The sequence below is a fragment of the Nocardia sp. NPDC059236 genome (genome assembly GCF_042754085.1).
Classification (GTDB): Bacteria; Actinomycetota; Actinomycetes; order Mycobacteriales; family Mycobacteriaceae; genus Nocardia.
In genome coordinates this window covers 92346-110287 of sequence record NZ_JBHZAF010000024.1, presented here as the reverse complement: position 1 = coordinate 110287, position 17942 = coordinate 92346, and the positions used below count along the sequence as shown (strand labels likewise).

Sequence of the window (17942 nt, the reverse complement as noted above, 5' to 3'; positions counted from 1 at the left end):
TGGACGTGACGGCCTCTTAGCCGCGGTGGAAGCCGCCCCCGTTCTCGGCGAGGGCGATGCAGGCGCCCGGCAAGTGAGGCGGGCGTGGTCGGGCACGATGGGCCATGCGGGCTAAACCGGCCCTCGACACGTTCGCCATCACCTGCCAAGGCGGGATCACCTCAGCCGGAAGCCAACCCACACGGAGATCGGATCCACCGTTAACCCGAAACTCCGCACTGCCGCCGATCGCGCTGTCAATCTGCCTCGGGGAAGATGCCGCGTGTCGGTTCATTCGAATGTGTTGTGCGCGTGCGCCGCTGCCCATGCAGCGATCTGGGCGCGTGAGGTGAACCCCAGCTTGGTGAGGATGTGTTCGACGTGTCCCTGGGCGGTCCGCGGCGAAACCACCAGGCGGTCAGCGATCGCCTTGTTGGTCAGACCTTCGGCGACCAGGTTCGCGACCTGACGTTCACGCGCGGTGAGACTCTCGAACGAATCAGGAACCGGTGCAGCAGGTTTGGACCGTTGGCCGAGTGCGAAACCGGCCGCGGCATCGAGACTCATCGATGCACCTTCCTGGCGCGCTACATCGAACGCACGTGCTCCGAGTAGCTGACGACTGCTCCGCTCGCACTCGTCACGATAGGTGTGCAGTGCGCGGAAGATGAACGACGTGGAGCTGCCGGCGAGGCGCCCCGACGCGTCCGCGGCACCGAGTAGGACGGCCGCACGGTGGGCGTCGTGCTGCTCGGCAGCGATGCAGGCCAGGGTATCCAGACAACCGGTGGCGACGAGGGGATCGCTCACCATATGGGCCAATCGAATACCCTCGGCGAGCGCACGCGTGGCGCGGTCGGGCTCGCCGCCTCGCCATTCGGCGAATCCGTTCCCCCACAACGCCCACGACCGATAGATCATCTCGCCCGACGATTCGGTGATTCCGAGCGCCCTCTGGTAGGAGGCACGGGCTCGCGACATATCCCCGTTCAGTGCGTAGGCCCATCCCAACGCGATACTCAATTGCACTCCGAGATAATCGGACTGCTCGTAGTTGCCGGCAGCCCAGGCCAGACGGTCAATCGTACGAGTTGGATCACCGTCGCCACCACAGAATGCGTAGTTCGACTCCGCGTTGGCCAACAGGGCCGTGATCAGCGGGTCGGCCGTCTGCTCGGCCAACGTCCGAAGCTCAGCCAGCCGGCTGCCGGCGGTCGACAGGTCGCCCTGCATCGCTGCTATGGAGCTTGCCGCATAGAGCGCCTTGGCGCGGTCCTCAGGTCTGCCGCCGGGTGATTGATCCAGGGCGCGCTCATACCAGCGGCGTCCCTCGCTGAGCCGCCCACGCACGAACCAGAAAAGGAACAAGGAGGACACGATTCGCAGCGCGCGATCGTCGGACTCGGACAGGCCGAATTCCAGCGCCTTCCGCACATTCGGCAGCTCCCGTTCCAGCCGCTCAACCCATTTCATCTGGTGCGGACCGACCCACTCCGAATCCGCTTCCTGTACCAGTCCGGTACACCAGTCCAGATGCCGCCGACACAGGTCTGCGTATTCGCCGGCCTCTTCGGCCTTCTCCCGGCCGAATTCCCGTACCGTTTCGAGCATCTCGAAGCGCACCGTACCGGCCACTTCCTTCCGGGAGAGGATCGACTTGTCCAACAGCGCCGACATCGCGTCGTGCAGCTCCGGCTCGCTCATGCCGTCGACACACACCTGCTCGGCCGCATCGAGTTCGAAACCCCCGGCGAATACGGCCAACCGGCGCCACAACCGCTGCTCATCCGGCGTGCACAGGTCATAGCTCCAATCGATGCAGAACTGCATCGTCTGCTGGCGCTTGGGAGCACCCCTGCTGCCCCGAGTCAGCAGCGCGTACCGGTCGTTCATCCGAGCCAGGATCTCCTCGACCGACAGCGTGCGCAGCCGGGCCGCGGCCAACTCGATCGCCAGCGGCAAACCCTCGCACCTGGTACAGATCCTCGCAGAGGCCACCCTGTTGTCATCGGTAACTTCGAAACCCGGCACCGCCGCCGCAGCCCGTTCGGCGAACAGCGCCACCGCGTCATAACGCGCCACCGTCCGCAGCTCCGGTTCGACGCCCGGATCGGGAATCTCCAGCGGCGGTAGCGGATACACCGTTTCCCCGCCGATCCCCAAAGCCTCGCGACTGGTCGCCAGAATCCGCAGACGCGGGCACGCTCGCATGAGCGATACGGACAGGCTTGTAACCGCGTCGATCATGTGCTCACAGTTGTCCAAGACGAGTAGCACATCGTACGGAGTCAAAAGCTCGACCAACGTGTCGAGCGTCGAACCACCTCCATAGTCATGCACACCGAAGGCCGCGGCAACGACATCGGGCAGCGACGCGGCGTCGTTCAGCTCCCCCAACTCGATCAGCCACGCTCCGTTCGCGAACTTATCGCGCATCTTGTGCGCCACACGCAGGGCGAGCCGTGACTTGCCGACTCCGCCGATCCCGGTCAAGGTCACCAACCGCGAACTGGACAGCAGGTTCTTGACCTCGGACAGCTGGGTTCGCCGATCGACGAAACTTGTCAGCTCCAACGGCAAGTTGCCCACGCCTGCACGCAGCCTGCCACCACGGATGAGAGAAACCTCTAGTAACACTGAGTCTTCCGAAGACACGACAGCATCAGGGACAAGCCCCGGCTCAGTCGGCAGCGCCATCTCGTCGACAGTGAAACCATGATCGAGCTGAATGCGCCGCAGCTGCTCGCCCAACCCTACGACCGTGGGGCGGTCCTGCGGGTCGCGAGCCATGGCCGCCTCGATAATCGAGCAGACGTCCTCGGGCAAGCCGGACTTACGCAGGTCCGGAAGCCGGTGACTCGTGATCCGCACGAATTGCGCGACAACCTCCTCCCCGCTTTGCCGTTCGAACGCCGCGTGCCCGGTCAAGGCGCAGAACAACGTAGCCCCCAACCCGTACACATCCGCGGCGGGGCTCTGCGGCTGCCCACCGAGGATCTCCGGCGCAATGAAGGCCGGCGAACCAGTGATCGCACCCGATGTCGTCTCGAATCCCCCAGCGATACGGGCGATCCCGAAATCCGTCAACGCCGGCTCACCGTAATCGGTCAGCAGAATGTTCGCCGGTTTGACATCACGATGCAGAACACCCACACGATGCGCACTCTCCAACGCCCCCGCCATTTTCACCCCGAGACGAAGCACCTCCGCAACCGATAGCGGACCATCACGCCGGATCCGTACATCGAGCGAGCCTCGAGAGCAGTAAGGCATCACCAGATACGGACGACCGGACCCGGTCTCACCGACCTCGAGCATGCCGACGATATTCGGGTGCCCGGTGAGTCGCCCCATCGCATGCTGCTCACGAAAGAACCGCTCCCGATTCTCCTCCAACTCACCGGTGAAAACCTTCACCGCCACCACGCGTCCTGCGGCAATCTGAGTGCACCGGAACACCGCGCCGAATCCGCCCCGCCCGATCTCCTCGGCGTCCTCGAACCCGGCCGCACTCAGCTCCGTGATGAGGTCCATACCGACATCACGCTGCGTTTCGAAGGGATCATTCTCCACCATTACCGTCCCATGACCGCACCCACAAATCAGAATATCCCCGGCGCACCCACGGACCACCTACCGCCACAACAAGGCCGCGCGGGTTCCGAGAAATACGTACCACCGCGGCAGATCAGTCGTCACGTACCGGCCAGGTGCCGATCGACGCTGTTCCGGATGTCGGCAGTGGCGGATCTTCTCCAAAGCAAGGACCGAGCGTTCTGTGGCATCGCAAAGACGACTTCGGCCGGCAGGATGGCGAGTCGGGTGCCGATCCGCAGCAATTCATATACATAAACCGGTGCGCCGAACCGTGCGCGCCGATCGGCCTCGTACGAGGCGTCCCCGGGGAGGATTGCCATGGCTTCCGGACTACGCACCCGCTCCTGCGGGCTCGAGCTCGGCGACGGTTCGCCCCGGCGGTGTGATCGGGTGACGCAGTTCCCATTACAGGAGTGCCTTGAGCTGTGGGTGTAGTACCAGGAGGTTGTGCAGGAACGTGGTCCCGCTGGTGGGAAGCCCGAGAACGAAGACCGGTTTGTCGATGGGGATCTGAGTGATCTGCGGATGGCGGTTCACGTTGTCGCGCAGCAGGAGCCGGTTGTGCAGGGCCTCCACGACCATCCCCGGGGGGCGGCTTCAAGTCCGGCCGGAAGCAGAGCGTGTCCGGTGCCATACATGGCGGTGAGGAGTCGGTTAAGGCCGTCTTCGCGGGCGCGGCCGCCGAAGTCGGCCAGCCCGCCGGTCCTGCGGATAGCTTCGAGACGGAGATCTTCGCTCGACAGCTCATTCATTGACATGGTTCGGCCTTCCTCCACGCTCCGGGGTGCCTGGTTGCGATGGGTTCGGCCGCTGCACGCTTGGCCACGTGAGGCGTACGAGTGCAGGTGCGGTGAGGATCTGCTCATGTGGAAGACTGCCCGCCATGGCAAAGCTCCGGGTCGGTGTTTTGGCCTCGCACACCGGATCGAATTTGCGGGCGCTGCATCAGGCCTCGCTGGCCCCGGATGCCGACTTTGTGGTCGCTGTCGTGATCTCCAATAATTCGGGCAGCGGCGCGTTGGCGTACGCACGCGACCACAGCGTCCCGACGCGGCATCTGTCCGGGCGCACGCACCCCGATCCCGAGGCGTTGGACGACGCGATTCGCGCGACGCTGATCGGGCAAGGAGTCGACTACGTGGTCACCGCGGGTTATATGCGCAAGCTGGGTCCTGTTGTGCGCAAGGACTTTTCGGGCCGGATCATCAATATCCACCCGTCGCTGCTGCCGCGCCACGGCGGTCACGGCATGTACGGACTGGCAGTGCACGAGGCGGTGTTGGCGGCCGCCGACACAGTATCCGGGCCATCGGTGCACCTGGTGGATGAGGAGTACGACACTGGGGCGGTGCTCGCCCAGCGGGAGGTGTCGGTGCTGCCCGGCGACACCGTCGAGTCGCTGGCCGCGCGGGTGCTCGACGCCGAGCATGTCCTGCTGCCGCAGGTCGTGGCACGCATCGCCGCCGAGCATCATCAGTAGAGGTTGGGGCCGTAGCCGCACCCAGTGGAACAATGGTCAGCGGGCATCGTCATCCGGATGACCGCGACGGGGTCGTGATCTGTCTCGTGGAATGCCGCAGTCCGGTTGCCGACGTCTCCATCGGCGAGCATTCGGCCGGACCAGCGCCATCGTCCACCGTGCTGAGCCCTGCCGACTACCGATCGATGGGCTGACCCGGGCTCGTGAACCGCTCCTAAGTCGCTGCGGCATCTCTTGCCCACAGTTCAACAGCCGCTACCAAACGCTCGAGCAGCTCGGCAGGAGGCTGCTCCACCGGCGTCACGGGAAGATTGAAGTGTGTTCCTGGAACACACTGCGGCAATTCATCATTCATGACCTCCCCCATGGATTAGATCCTCTTCCTCGTCGAATACGGCTGCGCCGCTGCGACTACGCCGATCAGATCGGGCCACGCGATCGCAAGCTCGCCCAAACTGAGCCGCGTGGAGCTCATCCGACTCCGCTGAACCGCCGGATTCACGCTGTTGATCGGTCTCGATCTGTGCAGCGGCCATATCGTCGACGAGGCTCCCCAGCGATCGTTGAGGCCCCTACCATCCCGGCGGCCCGGGAAGATTTGTTGCCACCCATCGATCGATGAGCGATGCCAGTTCGGCTCGGAGGAAGGCCGATCCGCGACCGTCGCCAGGCCGACAATGGTCCGAGCGGTGGATCTCGGCGAGGCCGGCCGCCATGACCAGAATGAAGTGCGCGCCGGGGCCGCGGCCGGCTTCGCCGTGGAACGCCCTGGCGATGGTGCGGTAGTCGGGCAGACTCGCTTGAATGGTCGTGCCCTCGACCAGGATTGCGCGGGAACTAGGCATCGCGGCCTTCCCTTTCTCAGCTCCGGTTGGTCGCGTGTCCTGCTCTTTACTCACCCGCCCAGAACGAGCCTCGATGGGATACTGCGGCCAGGCAGGTGACACTCGCTCGCGAGAATCTCCGTGATTCACGGGGGAAAGCAATGGACCTGAACGACATTGGCGACGGAATCAAGATGCTGGCCCAGTCTGCTGGACTTCGCCTGCAGCGCTCGGACGGCACCGCAGTGGCGGTCATAGACAGCGCATCCGGGGCCCTCGTTGGCGTAGCGCGCGAGGAATAACCTGGATCATGGAGTGCGCTGTTCCGGTCGTCCACCAGGCCCTTCACCGAAGAAATAGCAACAAAGCCCCCGAGCGCCGACAGGGCGCTCATCGCCATCTTCGACAGTTCGACCAGGGCGCAGCAAAGCCACAGGATGGCCAAGCGAGCAATTACGTGATCGACGCACGCGGCGCGAACATCGGCAACATTGGCGATAATGCCCAGCAGCACAGCATCTTCCGTGACACGCCGAGAAAGTCCACCTAACCAGTCCCCCCTCCAGGACAAGGCGGAAGCAGCGAGACCAGCAAATCCCGTCGAGGCCGTCGTTCTCAACCTGACCGAGCCGTGGCGGACTTTCGACGATCCCTGGCACTCCGACGGCTATACCGAGACCTTGGTCCGATGACGGTCCCCGACCACGAAATCTGGCACCGCATCAGTTGATCGATCTGAATGCCGAATAGGCCCATCCTGCGGTCCTCCGACGATCACCACGTGAACCGGCGGCCCTTCGCCACCCACGTGCCGCGCCCCCGCTGTGTGATCGACCAGCGTCCGCGCCGAGCCGTGTCAACGATCAAGCCCCGGGACGCTAGACGAGCCACAGCGCCGCGGGTAGTCCACGAGGTGAGTCCCGCCTCGGCGGCGAGCTGATCGACAGTCAGCAGGCCACCAGGCGCGAGGACACCAAGCACCGCGAATTCGGCGGCCGTCCCGGACCTCATGCCGGGACCCCGAAGTAGCGACCGAACGTTTCACGCGGCGCCGCGGTCTCCACGTCGGCGAGATGCATCAACCTGTCGAGTGTAAGGACGTCCAAATGCTCTGGCGCGGGGACGATCACGGCATCCACGTCCGCCTCTCGGACCTGATCGACCAAGTCGAGGGCCGAGTCCTCCGAAGACCAGATCAGTACATAACCCAATCGGCGCGCCAGTCGCACCATTTGCGCCCGATCCCATTGCAACGCAACACCTGACACGTCGGCGTCCAACCAGCCGAATGCTGTTGGCCTAGCTCGCATGATCACCCCTCTCGTCGCTTGCACGAATGATGTTCGCGCCCGGCAACGCTGGGATGGGACAGGAAAGGGACAGGAAGGCCATGCGATACCGGTAGAACAGAGATCGGAGTAGCCGTAGGCTCGGGATATGGCGCATGTTGGCGAACGGATTGCCGCGGAACGCAAGATCGCCGGACTCGGACAGCGGCAACTCGCGGCACGAGCGAACTACAGCCTGAGCATGGTCAAGGCCGTGGAGCAGGGCCGGGAAGTCGCCAGCCCGGGATTCATCTCCGCCGCCGCCAAAGCCATGCGCATCACCCCCGAACAGTTGACAGGCGCACCGTTTGACGATGGCAAGCCACTCGCCGACGCGGTGAACGAGTTGTCCATCCTGCTGACCGAAGGCCGCTACGCCCGCGCGACCGATCCCGGCCCGCTCGCACAGATCGAGGCCGACCTCGAGGCGGCACAACAACTGTACCGGTCCGACCGCACCCGCCAGACCATCGAAGTCCTTCCCGCCCTCATTCGGCGTATCCATGGCGCCGTGCGCAACCTGTCCTGGAACGAGCAAGCACACGCGTACTCGTTGCTCACCTCCGCGTACGTCCTCGCCGAATGGTCAGTGCGTCGCACGGGTCATCTCATGTTGGCTTTGCCCGCACTCGACCTCGCCGACCACTACGGGTCAAGCAGCGACGATCCCGTGTGGGGTGCGCTCTCAGCGCTGGCCCGTGCCCGGGTGCTCACTCATTACGGTGAATCGGAGGTAGCGGCCGATCTCATCGGATCTGCAATCGACACCGCGGACACCACACGTACCGGGATGGTTCTCGCGGGATACTCCCACCTCACAGGAGCAATCAACTCCGCCCGCAAACTCGACTACGCTGGGGCGGTCGATCACGTCACCGCGGCCCGCGAATTCGCCTCCCGCACAGGCGAAACCGATGACTACATGACTTCATTCGGACCACTCAACGTTGAAATCCATGCCCACGCAATCGAACTCGAAGCAGGCGACCCGAACCGGGCAGCACTCGAGGGCGCCGAAATCGTCATCCCCACACGCCACAACGCGCCGACCAGGGTCGGCCACCACTGGCAGGACAACGCCCGCGCCTGGCTGATGTCCGGGAAGCCCGAGAAAGCCTTGGCGGCCTTGAACAAGGCACGGGTAGCAGCACCTCAGCAGACCCGATTGCACCCGGCCGTCCGAGAAACGTTGTACGGCATCGCGGCGGCGGAGAAGCGACGCACCGATACCTTGGCCGGATTCGCCAGCTGGCTGGGCACCTCGCTGTGAGAGTGAAGTCCGCTGCCCGGCTGACACACTGGTGACCATGAACGATCACGGTGCGCCCGTTCTCTACGCCATCGTCACCGGCTCCCGCCGCCCGCGACATCGGCAGACTGGTGGATATCGCTCACGCCGACGGGTAGGACGTGTGCGTCATAGCGTCCCCCGAACGGCCTTCGATTCATCGACGCCGAGGCTCTGGAGGCGAAGTCCGGGCACCGGTGCGTAGCCGCTACAAGGAACCCGACGCCCCGACATCTTGCCCCCTGCGGACGCGATGATCGTTGCCCCACTCACTGGCAACTCGCTGGCCAAGTGGGCCGCCGGGATCTCCGACACCCTGCCGCTCGGCCTGCTCATGGAAGCAGTCGGGAAACGGCTGCCCATCGTGGCCGTGCCCTTCTCGAACTCAGCGCAGATCAGCTTTCCCGCGCTCCAGAACGCCAGCCGAGACCTCTCCGACTGGGGCGTCACGATGCTGGTGAGCGATGCGGTCAACAAACAGCACGAACCCGGCACCGGGGCGGACCACATTCGCCTATTCCCATGGGAGACAACCTGGCAAGCACTGCTTGCCCACCCACTGCTCGCGATCCAAAAGTAATCAGACACTCCGCTTTCAAACCAGGGGTCGGGTTTGCGAACTGGCGACTCTTCCGATCCATTCGGTTGTCATCGCACCCCCGGTGGGCGCCAACCGATCTCAGACCTCTCCGCCACGCATCTCCTTGCTGATCTGGTCACGAATATCATTGGTCGCCCCGCGCATTTTGCCACGATGATCCCAAGTGTCGGACTTATGTTCCATGCAGCGATCGCCTTCCGGCGACTCGTCGTCGAGATGCGAACGACGCGTGAAAGCGCATCGTTCCGACGATGGGCCAAACGGGTGTAGCGGCTACCATCTGCCGGTAGAGCTCAATCGCTTGGTTCGCGTTGGCCAGCACTCCGCCATATTTGTAGCGCAGCAAGTAGGCGTTGCCGAGGTTGGATCTATACACCACCAAATCTGGATGGCCCGCAGGGGTGGCACCTATCGCCAACCCGCACATCTCGATCGCCCGGTCTGCATCGACTTGTACCCGACCGCGGTCGAACCTCGCCGCATACGCGTTACCGGGGTTGGACAGACGTGTCGGCAATGCAGGATGATTCACGGCCGTACCGTCCACTGCCTGCCCGTACACCTCGATAGCCCGATCCACATCGGCAGGTGTCCCGCTGTATTCGTACCTGATTCATACCTGTACAGGTGGGCGTTGCAAGATTTGACAAGATACACCGGCCGGGCCAGATCTCCACGGGGTGTGCCGCCTACCGCCTGCCCGCACATCACGACCACCTTATCCAAGTCGGGACCAGATCCGGGCACGCGCATCGAGCCATATCCGGGACCTGCCCCCGTCCAGCTCGCGCTGCAGTGCAAGGTCGGCGATTTCGTCGGGGCGGGTGAATCGGTCGGTGACCGATGCGGCTGCGGCGGATTTGGCGACGGCGACTGAATATCGAGCACGTCGATCTCGGTGATGAACTGCGGCAGCGCGTTGAGCTGCGCGTCGGCCCGAGGCCAGTCGTAGCCGGTTCAACGGGTCACCGGTTGCAGCCTGCGCGACATGTCTACACTCGCGGAACTGGTGGGCACTCGCCAGTCCGGGTGAGACGAACGCCCGTATCACCTGCTGCCGAAATCCGGATTTCGTCATGCCGTCGGCTTGTCGGCCCACCCTGACGCGTCCAGAATGTCGTGCCAGGTGACCTTGGGGGCGTGGTCCGGATACTGCAGCTGGTACACGTGCGCGGGGAAGCTCATCGGAGAGGCCATCTTCGCGGGGTTCGCGTGTATCTGGTCGGCGATCGTCTCGGAGAGGGCGTAGCCCAGGTTGTAGCGGGGATATGCCGCGTGTACCCGGTCGGCGTATTCCGGTGCGAGCTTGTCGCGGAAGCGGCCGATGATGTCGGCGCCGATCCCCATCTGGGTCACGGCTTCGGTGGGGCCGAAGCGGTGGCACAGACCGTCGCTGGTGTGCAGCGCGATGGCATTCCATACGGGCTTCACGCGGTCTGGGTCCAGGCCTCGGCCGGTGAGGAACTCCGCGGCGGCGTCGGCACCGTCCACCTCGAAACGCTGGTTGCCGTTGGCATGCTCGGTCGCGCCCAGGTCGTGCAGGATGGACGCGAGGAAGACGAGTTCGTCGTCGTAGTCGGTGCCGGCCCGCATTCCCATCGCGGCCGCGATCTCGCGCCCGAACAGGTAGCCGCGCATCGCGTGGTTGTAGATGAACTCCGGTGACACCGATCGGGCCAGTTCGTCGGCGGCGACTGCCAATTCCGTTGTCGGCACGCTGAATTCCGATCGCGCGTCAGCGTCGATGGTCATGTTTTTCCTCCGGTGTCAGTGGTTGAAGAACGGGTGGTCGACTGCGTAGAGCCATCGACCGTCGGGCTGGCGGCGTGCGACTTCCGTGGTCGTCGTGACCAGCGGCTGTTCACCGAAACCGACCACCGTGGCGTTGCTCGACATCAGCGCGATGTCCTCGATCACTGCGATCCTGCGCAGGTCGAGGGTGATCCGAGCGCCGGCACTGACGTAGTCGGCCAGCTGCTCGCGGATCGCGGCGCTGCCACTGACCTCGGTCGCCGGGTTCGGCGCGAACAGTGCCCCCGCTTCGTAGAGCTCGACCAATCCGTCGAGGTCGCCGGCGGCCAGGCGCTCGACGAAAAGCTCCGCGAGCTGTTGCGGCCTGTCGGCGAACTTCGCGGGGGATGCACTGTTCGCGGTGTATTGACGTGTCACGTAAAAGCTCCTTTTCCGTTCGGTATCCCCGATTCTGGTGCGATCGACCACGCCTCGACAGTGGCCAGAAAGACTAATATCGCTATAATCTGGCCATGAAGATCGTGGCGGTTCTCGCGCTCGACGACGTGGTCGCCTTCGAGCTCGCTGTCCCCGGCCAGGTGTTCGGCACCGCCAATCTCCTCGCGGCAGTACCCACCTACGAAGTCCGTATCGTCGCCCCCGGACGCCGGGCACACACCGATTCCCTTTTCGGCGCAGTCGATTTGCGCACCGACTGGGACCTGGACGCGCTCACCGAGGCACACACCATCGTCGTTCCCGGCCGCGCGCCTACACACGCCGATCCGCCGCCGAAGGTGCTGGACGCGCTGCGCGCTGCGCACGCGCGCGGCGCACGCATCGCGTCGGTGTGTACCGGCGCCTTCATCTTGGCCGCCGCCGGTCTGCTCGACGGCCGCCGCGCCACCACACATTGGGAACACGCCGACACCTTGGCGCAGCGATACCCACAGGTCGACGTCGATCCCGCGGTGCTCTATGTCGAAGACGGCACGGTGTGCACCTCCGCGGGCGTGGCCGCTGGACTCGACCTGTGCCTGCAACTGGTACGCCGCGATCTCGGCGCCGCGGCCGCCACCGATACCGCACGCCACACCGTCATGCCACCCCAACGCCAAGGCGGGCAGGCGCAGTTCATCGCCCACCCCGCCCCGGCCAACACCGACGTTCTACTCGGCGACACCCTGCAATGGATGAACACCAACCTGCACCGTCCCCTGACCCTCGCCGACATCGCCGACCACGCGGCACTCAGCGTGCGAAGCCTCAACCGGCACTTCCGATCCCACTTCGGGACCACACCGCTGCAGTGGCTGCTCAATGCGCGCGTGCGCTATGCCCGCGAGCTGCTCGAAACCACGGACACCACCGTCGAAATCGTCGCTCGCCATGCGGGATTCGCCAACGCCACCGCCATGCGCCCCCACTTCGTACGCCAGACCGGCGTGCCACCCCTGAGCTACCGAGCGAATTTTCGGGCCGCGCATCCGCCCGCTCCGACGTCGACACCGGAGCCCGCCCACACCGTACCCCCGATCACTGCCGAACCCACGTGGACTCGGCGCGCCAGCCACCCGCGAAAGCGATGACATGCGTTGCGGCCCTGGGCAATCTGTCTGTTCTCGTCACTCCGAGACGACCTGGCGAGTCCACGCATCCTGCTGGACCTGCTTGATGAGCTCCTCGGTCGCCGGGGGCCACACATTGCGGTAGTTGCCCTCGTCCGCGCCGATGACTTCGATCATCTTGTCGATCATGTCCTGCGAATCGTATTGGCCCTGCATGATCTCGGAGAACACCTTCTCGATCGAGGACCTGGAGGTGAAGTTCACCGTGTCGTCCTGCCAGTGGAAGGTGCTGTCGCCCAGTCGATCGTTGAACCCGGTGTCGTAGGCGCCCGGATTGATGGTCTGCACCGTGATACCGGTTCCGCCTTGCGCCAATTCATCACGCAAGGTCGCCGCGATGCCCTCGAGCGCATGTTTGCTCGAGCAATAGGCACCCAGCCCGTAGGCGGTGAGCATGCCGCCCATCGAACTCACGATCACGATGCGGCCGCGGATTCCCGCATCGACGAACTTCTAGCATCGGCGTCCATGTCCGAGCGCGAACATGTCCTCGACTGGCTGCAGAGCTGGTACGCCGCGCAGTGTGACGGCGACTGGGAACACGGATGGGGCGTGCGGATCGAGACGCTCGACAACCCCGGCTGGCTGATAAAAATCGATCTCAAGGAAACGACGGACCTGGCAGACCAGGAACATCCCCGACAGCAAATCGACAGGAGCGGGCACGACTGGGTGCATGCCTGGACCGCCGGGCAGACGTTCCACCTGGCCTGTGGTCCGGGCAATCTGACCGAGGCGCTCACGCTTTCGTGCCTGGGCATCGACGCGGGCCTGAAGGCGCGAATGCGTCCGTACCGATGAGTGCGGACGCTTTGGTTGCTGCCGTGGCGTCAAGCGATCACTGACATCACACCAACCATTGAAGAGCTCGTGACCCCACGCCAATCCGATCATCGGCGGTTGCGGACGTTCCGCGGCAGTCGGATGCCATCGAGTGTGCGCTGGTGTGGCGGATTTCCTCGGAATCGGGGCAAGATCGGAAGCGGCAACGACGGCTCGCTCGTTGAGACCCTGAGGACACTGTCGAAGGAGATCGTGATGGCGGAAGCGTTTGTGCTCGGTGGTGTTCGGACCCCCTTCGCCCGGTACGGCGGTTCGCTGTCGCACATTCGGGCCGACGACCTGCTGGGGATGACCATGAAGGGTGCGTGCGAGCGCGTCGGCGTGGGTCTCGATCAGATCGAGGACATTGTCGCGGGCTGCGTCAATCCGGCCCACGAAGGTATGGGTGATGTCGCGCGGTGGGCGGCGCTGGCGGCGGGATTCCCCGACACGGTGGCCGGGGCGACGATCAACCGGTTCTGCGGGTCGTCGCTGAGTGCAACCATCAATGTCGCGCACGCGATCAAAGCGGGGGACCTGGGCGTCGGAATCGCCTGCGGCGTCGAGTCGATGTCGCGGTCGGGATGGGCGTACATGAAGAGCGACACCCCGTTCGGCCCCCGTGGCCCGGTCATCCTGCTCGACACCATGTGGGCGGGTGCGGGCGGTCCCGCCAATCCGGCGCTGCTGGCGCGCAATGCTTACATCGGAATGATCGAGACAGCACAGAACGTCGCCGACCGCTACGGGCTGACCAGAGAGGAAATCGACGCGTTCGCGCTCCGGACGCAGCGAAATGCCAAGGCGGCCAGGGATTCCGGGCGGCTGGCCAAGGAGATTATGCCGGTCGAGATCGCCGCGACGAGGAAGACCCCCGCCCGCTTGTTCGAGCACGACGAATTCATCCGCGACGACACCACCGCCGAAAGGCTGGCGGCGCTGCCCCCGCAGCCGGGGACGACGCAGATGACCGCGGGGAACTCGACTCCCCTGACCGACGGAGCCAGCGCACTGGTGCTGGCCTCGGGTGAACGAGCGGCCGAACTCGGCGTCGAACCGCTGGCGCGGGTGGTGTCCTCGGCGGTGTACGGGATCGATCCGCTCTACATGGGTCTGGCTCCGGCGTGGGCGCTGCCGCTGGCGATCCAACGTGCGGGCCTGACACCCGAGCAGATCGACGTGTGGGAAGTACACGAGGCATTCAGCGCCCAAGCCCTGGGCGTGCTGCGTGAACTGCCCAACCAGCTGGACGGTTTCATCATCCCCGACGAGAAGCTGACACCGAACGGCGGCGCGGTGGCAATCGGTCATCCGTTCGGCGCCACCGGCGCCCGCTACGTCCTGACCCTGGCCACCGAACTGCGGGAACGCAATGCGCGCTACGGCGCGATCGGAGTCTGCATCGGATCCGGGCAAGGAGTCGCAATCGTCCTCGAAAACCCCTCCGCCGCCTGAGAAATCTCACCGAAGGAACAACGTACAGGGCTCCTCCTGGAGGTCGGGAGAACAACCTCGATGAGCTTGCCGGCGCTACTACAGCAACGCCTGCCGTCAGCGCGCCTACCCAAGGCGGCGAAACGACCTGGAACACCACACATCCCAGTAGCAGTTGATCAATCGGTCCTGGTGTAGTCCAGCGCTACGCGGGCATCGCGGCGTCGGTCATGACTGTCGTGATGGGTGATGGGCTCAGCTCTGGCCGCCGAAGTACTGGGCCTGGGTCCGGCCCTTCTCCCAGCCGTTGCCCGCCCAGTTCGCCTGCATGAGCGTGATCGCGCCGTCGGCGTCGACGGTGTACTCGTAGTAGAGCGTGTTGTGATGCCAGATCTGCGCAAGCGGCCACTGCGGCAGGTACGCCTCGGCGGCGGCCCCGGCGCCACCGCGATCCAGCGTCCACGCCACCGTCGACCACATGCCCTGCATCCACACCGCCACTTCCCACAGCTGCTCCGCTGCCGGTATCGGGCGTTGAACATACGGCGGAACCGGGACGCGAAGACCGTCCGGCGAGGTCGTCATGTGCGCGGTGGTCTCGGCCGAGCCGCTGGGCTGCATCGAGTCGAGCGAGGATTCCATGGTCGTGGTCCTTTCTTGTCCGCTGAGTTCGGGCCCGACTCCCGACTGCGTTCCCTGGTGAATGCCTTGCGCGTGCGTGTGGCGTGTGGTCAGTACACGCGTGCGGTGCTGGGTCTGGTGGCGTGGACGGTGGTTGTCCATGTGTCGTCGCCGTGTGCGGAGGTGACGTGGAGTTCGATTTCGGGTGGGATGGTGGTGTCGTCGAGTTGGACTCGCCAGGTGGCGGTTTGGCCGGCGCGCAGGCCGTTGTGGCGGGCGTGTTTGATCGGCCATGTGGCTTCGGGGGCGACGCCGTTCTGGCTGGCGGTGAATCCGATTCCGGGGGAACGGATTTCGACTTCGGTGTGGTCGATGGTGCCGGTTTCGAGTGTCAGTCGTAGCTGGTGGGTGTCGGAGCTCGGGGCTTTGTCGATTCGCGCGGTCCAGCGGGGTGCGCGTTGTGCGGCCCATTGCTGGTATTCGAGGGTGAGTTGTTGTTCGGCGACGGCTGCCGATCGGGCGGCGGCGGTGGCGGATTGGTCGGCGGCGGTCATGGCGCGGCGGGCGAGGCGGGTTTGCCAGATGGAGACGCCGAGGCTGCCGATTGCCGTGGTGGCCGCGATGATCGAGATGATGAGTGCCGTGATCGCCATGGCGGGTCACGGTACGCGCGGTGGCGGGGTCGGTACGCATACCTACCGGTTCGTGTCGGCGCGGGGGTGGTCGCAGGTGGGCAAGCAGAGCGGCCAGTAGACGATCTCGCCGCCGGTGGCGCATCGCCAGGTCATGTGGCCACTGCGGCCGGTGACGATGCAGGGCTGGTGGCCGACGATGACGTGCCGGTCGCGTCCTCGCGCAAGCTTCCCTGAGCGCGCCCCAACGCGAGAATGTGCTCCAACTGATCCGTCGACACCGCCCTCGAGCAGATCGCGGCCAGCCTGGACGGGCCGATTGTCGCCACCGCGAACGCCACAAACCGCTGCTTGCCCACGATGGCGCGCCGGTCCTGCAGCACCGATGTCCGCTCGGCGTGGTGGCTCGGCTTGCGAACAGTTGCGCGACCGTGAAGATCGCGCACACTACCGCGACGGCACCGGCGGCGACTCTGAGGTTGAACGTCGTGAAGGTGAGCCCGGCCAACGGCCCGGCGAGGGGACCGGGTGAGCCGGCGCTTACTCCAACACACACCCCGCGGCTTGTGGGGTGCCTGCGAAGCGGTCGGCGAGGAAGTTCATGCCGCCGAGTGCTTCGCCCGCGGCGGCTCCGATGTGCGTCGGGAACAGCGAGTGGATCGCGGTGAGGGTGGCGCCCCGAGCGCAGTAGGTATCGACGAGGGCGGTGTAGCCGGCAACGGGGATCTTCTCGTCGGCGACGCTGTGGTACAGGTACAGCGGGGTGTCGGGGACGGTGCGGCCGAGTTCATTGGGCAGGGCGGCGTTGCGGAAAGCGGGCTGCGCCAACAGGTTCGGGACTGTGGCGAAATCGTCGACGTGGATGTCGGAGTATTCCTGAGACAGATCCGCACCACAGCCGGAGGTGTCCGCGCCAAGCAGCGCGCGGCGGCCCCGGTCGTTCAACAAGTCGGCCAATCGGGAGGCGGGTTCATTGCGGGCCAGCCCGAGCAGCATCAGTATCGCCCCCGCGGCGCTGTCGGCGCGTTGTGCTACGGCCGGGAGATCGGTGGGGATTCCGCCGGCACTGGTGCCGACCAATTGCACGTCTGGTGCGTATTCCCGGCGCAGCTGTGTGGCCCACAGGGTAGCGAAGGCTCCGGCCGAGTATCCCCAGGCGCCGATTGGGCTCGAGGCATCGATGCCGGCCGGCGAGAACGACCGTGCGGCCCGGATTCCGTCCAGAACTCCACGCCCGGATGTCACGCCGTCGAAGAGCCGGGACTGCGGCCCTTCGTAATCGCTGACCACGACGGCCCATCCCCGCAGCAGTGCGTCCGCGATGAACGGCGCATCCTGCATGGCGCTCGCCATGTCGTTGTCGCTTCCGCCGCGCAGCGTGACCGACGGGGCGCACCGGGTGTCGAGACTGTTCTCGGGTACCTGGTACGACAACACCGGCCGCGGCCCGTTATAGGGCACCGGTGGCACCAGCACCGTGGTCACGTCCAGCTGCGGATGCTCTTCGGAATCGGTTGTGCGATAACGCAATTGCCATGCAGTCACCGGTATCGGCAGACCGAGCAGTGGGATCGTCCGCGCTCCGAGTACCGCGCCGTTCGGATGTGACGCGAGATCGGGGGGTGCGGCATAGAAGGGATCGTCACCAGGGGACAGCGAAGCGGCTCGCGCGACCGGCATCGACAATGCTGACGGCAGCACGATCATGGCGAGCGTGAGGGCCGCAAGCCATTGCAGGCCGATCCGCCACCACCTCACTGGTTGCCCGGGCGTGCCGCCAACCAGCAGGCCGGGCGTATCGGTTGCCGAATACGCTGTGCGGCAAGCATTTTTCCGATATGTCGACAACATGTGCCGGGATTCCATCACGCCTCCCGCGTCCAACCATCCGACGCGCAGGCACTCGGGGCCCGCACAACCAGTCGTACCAATTCGAGATCTAGGTCACGGTAACATAACAATCCCGCGTCCGCAGCT

General features: G+C 65.0%; 16 protein-coding genes. 6 read left to right on the top strand and 10 right to left on the bottom strand.

Annotated features, from left to right (window positions below; all coding sequences use genetic code 11):
• Positions 1–270: 270 nt before the first annotated feature.
• The gene (locus ACFXIV_RS40625; protein WP_379402984.1) at positions 271–3555 is read right to left on the bottom strand and encodes a protein kinase; all 3285 of its coding nucleotides are present in this window, start codon (positions 3553–3555) and stop codon (positions 271–273) included.
• Between the two features lie 426 nt (positions 3556–3981).
• A complete protein-coding gene (locus ACFXIV_RS40620) occupies positions 3982–4152 on the bottom strand; it encodes a sulfotransferase (protein WP_379421426.1) in 171 nt (56 codons plus the stop codon).
• Positions 4153–4459: 307 nt separating this feature from the next.
• Between ACFXIV_RS40620 and purN the strand changes: the two genes are divergently transcribed.
• Positions 4460–5056, top strand: coding sequence for a phosphoribosylglycinamide formyltransferase (gene purN / locus ACFXIV_RS40615; protein WP_379402986.1), 597 nt, complete (start codon positions 4460–4462; stop codon positions 5054–5056).
• Between the two features lie 572 nt (positions 5057–5628).
• Here the strand turns inward: purN and ACFXIV_RS40610 are convergent.
• Both ACFXIV_RS40610 and ACFXIV_RS40605 read right to left on the bottom strand, forming a co-directional pair.
• Complete coding sequence (locus ACFXIV_RS40610; RefSeq protein WP_379402988.1) at positions 5629–5901, bottom strand: hypothetical protein; 273 nt, start codon at positions 5899–5901, stop codon at positions 5629–5631.
• Positions 5902–6887: 986 nt separating this feature from the next.
• The gene (locus tag ACFXIV_RS40605; protein ID WP_379402989.1) at positions 6888–7160 is read right to left on the bottom strand and encodes a hypothetical protein; all 273 of its coding nucleotides are present in this window, start codon (positions 7158–7160) and stop codon (positions 6888–6890) included.
• Between the two features lie 157 nt (positions 7161–7317).
• On the opposite strand from ACFXIV_RS40605, the gene ACFXIV_RS40600 reads away from it, so the two are divergent.
• Together ACFXIV_RS40600 and ACFXIV_RS40595 are read left to right on the top strand one after the other, a co-directional pair.
• Positions 7318–8478, top strand: coding sequence for a helix-turn-helix domain-containing protein (locus ACFXIV_RS40600; protein ID WP_379402990.1), 1161 nt, complete (start codon positions 7318–7320; stop codon positions 8476–8478).
• A gap of 271 nt (positions 8479–8749) precedes the next feature.
• Positions 8750–9076 carry a flavoprotein gene (locus ACFXIV_RS40595; RefSeq protein ID WP_379402991.1) on the top strand — a complete coding sequence of 109 codons (327 nt, stop codon included), beginning with the start codon at positions 8750–8752 and terminating at the stop codon, positions 9074–9076.
• Positions 9077–10171: 1095 nt separating this feature from the next.
• Here the strand turns inward: ACFXIV_RS40595 and ACFXIV_RS40590 are convergent.
• A complete protein-coding gene (locus tag ACFXIV_RS40590; RefSeq protein WP_379402992.1) occupies positions 10172–10849 on the bottom strand; it encodes an HD domain-containing protein in 678 nt (225 codons plus the stop codon).
• A 15-nt stretch (positions 10850–10864) separates the two neighbouring features.
• Positions 10865–11317, bottom strand: coding sequence for a YybH family protein (locus ACFXIV_RS40585; protein ID WP_379421425.1), 453 nt, complete (start codon positions 11315–11317; stop codon positions 10865–10867).
• A 44-nt stretch (positions 11318–11361) separates the two neighbouring features.
• Between ACFXIV_RS40585 and ACFXIV_RS40580 the strand changes: the two genes are divergently transcribed.
• A complete protein-coding gene (locus tag ACFXIV_RS40580; RefSeq protein ID WP_379402994.1) occupies positions 11362–12417 on the top strand; it encodes a GlxA family transcriptional regulator in 1056 nt (351 codons plus the stop codon).
• Between the two features lie 36 nt (positions 12418–12453).
• Here the strand turns inward: ACFXIV_RS40580 and ACFXIV_RS40575 are convergent, their stop codons facing one another.
• On the bottom strand, positions 12454–12891 hold the full coding sequence (locus ACFXIV_RS40575) for an SDR family NAD(P)-dependent oxidoreductase (protein WP_379403026.1): 438 nt from the start codon (positions 12889–12891) through the stop codon (positions 12454–12456).
• Between the two features lie 33 nt (positions 12892–12924).
• Between ACFXIV_RS40575 and ACFXIV_RS40570 the strand changes: the two genes are divergently transcribed.
• The gene (locus ACFXIV_RS40570; RefSeq protein ID WP_379402995.1) at positions 12925–13257 is read left to right on the top strand and encodes an immunity 53 family protein; all 333 of its coding nucleotides are present in this window, start codon (positions 12925–12927) and stop codon (positions 13255–13257) included.
• A gap of 237 nt (positions 13258–13494) precedes the next feature.
• Complete coding sequence (locus tag ACFXIV_RS40565) at positions 13495–14733, top strand: thiolase family protein (protein WP_379402996.1); 1239 nt, start codon at positions 13495–13497, stop codon at positions 14731–14733.
• Positions 14734–14967: 234 nt separating this feature from the next.
• On the opposite strand, the gene ACFXIV_RS40560 is transcribed toward ACFXIV_RS40565, so the two are convergent.
• The 3 genes from ACFXIV_RS40560 to ACFXIV_RS40550 all read right to left on the bottom strand — a co-directional run bounded on the left by ACFXIV_RS40560 (position 14968) and on the right by ACFXIV_RS40550 (position 17723).
• Positions 14968–15354, bottom strand: a complete 387-nt coding sequence (locus tag ACFXIV_RS40560) for a hypothetical protein (protein ID WP_379402997.1) — start codon at positions 15352–15354, stop codon at positions 14968–14970.
• A gap of 89 nt (positions 15355–15443) precedes the next feature.
• Complete coding sequence (locus tag ACFXIV_RS40555) at positions 15444–15986, bottom strand: hypothetical protein (protein WP_379402998.1); 543 nt, start codon at positions 15984–15986, stop codon at positions 15444–15446.
• Positions 15987–16505: 519 nt separating this feature from the next.
• The gene (locus tag ACFXIV_RS40550) at positions 16506–17723 is read right to left on the bottom strand and encodes a lipase family protein (protein ID WP_379402999.1); all 1218 of its coding nucleotides are present in this window, start codon (positions 17721–17723) and stop codon (positions 16506–16508) included.
• Between the last annotated feature and the right edge of the window lie 219 nt (positions 17724–17942).

Bases quoted from the DNA above. Each gene is read 5' to 3' on its own strand.
- ACFXIV_RS40565 (WP_379402996.1), top strand. From the start codon at position 13,495: ATGGCGGAAGCGTTTGTGCTCGGTGGTGTTCGGACCCCCTTCGCCCGG.
- ACFXIV_RS40590 (WP_379402992.1), bottom strand. From the start codon at position 10,849: ATGACCATCGACGCTGACGCGCGATCGGAATTCAGCGTGCCGACAACG.
- ACFXIV_RS40555 (WP_379402998.1), bottom strand. From the start codon at position 15,986: ATGGCGATCACGGCACTCATCATCTCGATCATCGCGGCCACCACGGCA.
- ACFXIV_RS40595 (WP_379402991.1), top strand. From the start codon at position 8,750: ATGATCGTTGCCCCACTCACTGGCAACTCGCTGGCCAAGTGGGCCGCC.
- ACFXIV_RS40625 (WP_379402984.1), bottom strand. From the start codon at position 3,555: ATGGTGGAGAATGATCCCTTCGAAACGCAGCGTGATGTCGGTATGGAC.
- ACFXIV_RS40560 (WP_379402997.1), bottom strand. From the start codon at position 15,354: ATGGAATCCTCGCTCGACTCGATGCAGCCCAGCGGCTCGGCCGAGACC.
- ACFXIV_RS40600 (WP_379402990.1), top strand. From the start codon at position 7,318: ATGGCGCATGTTGGCGAACGGATTGCCGCGGAACGCAAGATCGCCGGA.
- ACFXIV_RS40570 (WP_379402995.1), top strand. From the start codon at position 12,925: ATGTCCGAGCGCGAACATGTCCTCGACTGGCTGCAGAGCTGGTACGCC.
- purN (WP_379402986.1), top strand. From the start codon at position 4,460: ATGGCAAAGCTCCGGGTCGGTGTTTTGGCCTCGCACACCGGATCGAAT.
- ACFXIV_RS40610 (WP_379402988.1), bottom strand. From the start codon at position 5,901: ATGCCTAGTTCCCGCGCAATCCTGGTCGAGGGCACGACCATTCAAGCG.
- ACFXIV_RS40580 (WP_379402994.1), top strand. From the start codon at position 11,362: ATGAAGATCGTGGCGGTTCTCGCGCTCGACGACGTGGTCGCCTTCGAG.